Raw genomic sequence first — 1653 nt, 5'->3', positions numbered from 1 at the left:
TGTCAAGGGCCATTGAGTTCTGCCCATAGGCGGCCAGTGTTTCTTCCCGCTGGTGGCCATCAGAACTGCCCACTGGTGGCCAGCTGGTTTGCCCGTTTGGGTGGTGGTGCTGGCCACCGTGATGGGATCAGTTCAGTGGCATGACTCCCTTCCCGGCCATTGCCTGGGTCATCCGTACGGAGTCTCCGGTGGTCTGGCACACGTGGGCGTGGTGCAGGAGCCGGTCCACGGTGGCGGTGGCCAGGGTCTTGGGCATCAGCTCGTCGAAGCCGGCCGGGTGCAGGTTCGAGCTGATCGCTACGGAGCGTTTCTCGTAGGCGGCGTCCACGATGCGGTAGAGGCCCTCGGCGGCATCGTCGGCGACCGGCAGCAGGCCGATGTCGTCGATGACGATCAGGTCGGCGCGCAGGATTCGGGCGACGGCTTTGGTGATGGTGTCATCGGGCCGGTGGGCCCGGATCATCGCCCCGAGGTCCTCCAGGGTGAACCAGGCCACCCGCTTGCCCTCCTCCACGGCCTGCTGGCCCAGGGCCTCGAGGAAGAAGGTCTTGCCGGTGCCGGAGGGCCCGCAGACCACGAGGTTCTCTCTGCGCGAGAGCCATTCCAGGGTGCGCAGGGACTGCTGGGTCGGGGCCGGGATCGAGGAGGCGCCCGGATCCCAGGTCGTGAAGGTCTTGCCGGTGGGGAACCCGGCGGCCTTGCGCCGGGCGGCGAGCATGGATCGGGCCCGACCGGTGGTCTCCTCGACCAGCAGGGCCTTGAGGACCTCGGCCGGCTCCCAGCGTTGGGCCCGGGCGGTGGCCAGTACCTCGGCGGCGATACCGCGGGCGTGGGGCATCTTCAGCTGCCGCAACAGCGCCTCCAAATCGGCCGGCAGCGCCGGTGCGGCGGTGTTCGGGGTGTGGATGCTCACCGGGCTGCCCCCTCGGTGTTGGAGGTACCGAGGCCGGCCCAGCCGGCGGTGCCCTGGGTCAGGGACCGTTCCTCGGTGGCGGTGTGCATCCCGGTGCGGTGGCCGGCGGCGGTGAGCAGGGAGGCCAGGTCGCCGTGGGCGAAGCGCTGGTGCACCGCGGCCACCCCGAGGGCGCGGTCGACCTGGTCGGTGCCGGCGAGCTTGGCCAGGGTGACGGCCTCGGCCATCTTCTGACCGATCCGGCTGGTGCCGGCCGCGGCGGCCTCCACCAGCCAGGTCCTCGCTCCGGCCCCGATGGCCAGGAACTCGGCCTCCGCCGCCGAACGGGGCACCGGGGTGTAGTCCCCGGGCACCTTGTCCGTCTCGTGGCCGGGGAAGTGCGCGTCGTCGATGGCCGGGGACCCGGGCCGGGCCACCCGGTGCCGGGCGACCTCCACCGGCCCCTGCGCACCGGCGTGCATGATCACCACCATCGAGTCCGGTCCGGTGCCGTGATGGCGCACGAACACCTCGGCCCCGAGCAGGTGCGCGGGCACCGAGTACTGGGCGTTTTCGAAGGAGACCATCGGCGTGTTCTCCGGCACCTTCCGTCCCACCCCGTAGGCCACGGTGTGCGCCGTGGCGGGGATCCGATGCAACGCGCTGGTCTCCTCGGCGAGCATGTGGTCCGGGCGGCGCCGGGTCACCCGGTGCTCCCGGGAGTTCACCATGGCCATGAACCCCGCGCAGGCGGCCTCGAG

General features: G+C 71.3%; 1 protein-coding gene and 1 pseudogene. Both read right to left on the bottom strand.

Features of this window, described 5'->3' with window-relative positions; all coding sequences use genetic code 11:
• Positions 1 to 127: 127 nt before the first annotated feature.
• Positions 128 to 913, bottom strand: a complete 786-nt coding sequence (gene istB, locus DE149_RS11545; RefSeq protein WP_010078636.1) for an IS21-like element helper ATPase IstB — start codon at positions 911 to 913, stop codon at positions 128 to 130.
• A pseudogene (locus DE149_RS11540) lies at positions 910 to 1653 on the bottom strand (IS21-like element ISMlu14 family transposase); the annotation flags it as partial. The gene istB and the pseudogene DE149_RS11540, both read right to left, overlap by 4 nt.

It is taken from the genome of Micrococcus sp. KT16, from assembly GCF_003315015.1.
Classification (GTDB): Bacteria; Actinomycetota; Actinomycetes; order Actinomycetales; family Micrococcaceae; genus Micrococcus; species Micrococcus luteus.
Note: the sequence above shows the minus strand (reverse complement) of the source record. Positions and strands in the feature narration are given on the sequence as shown.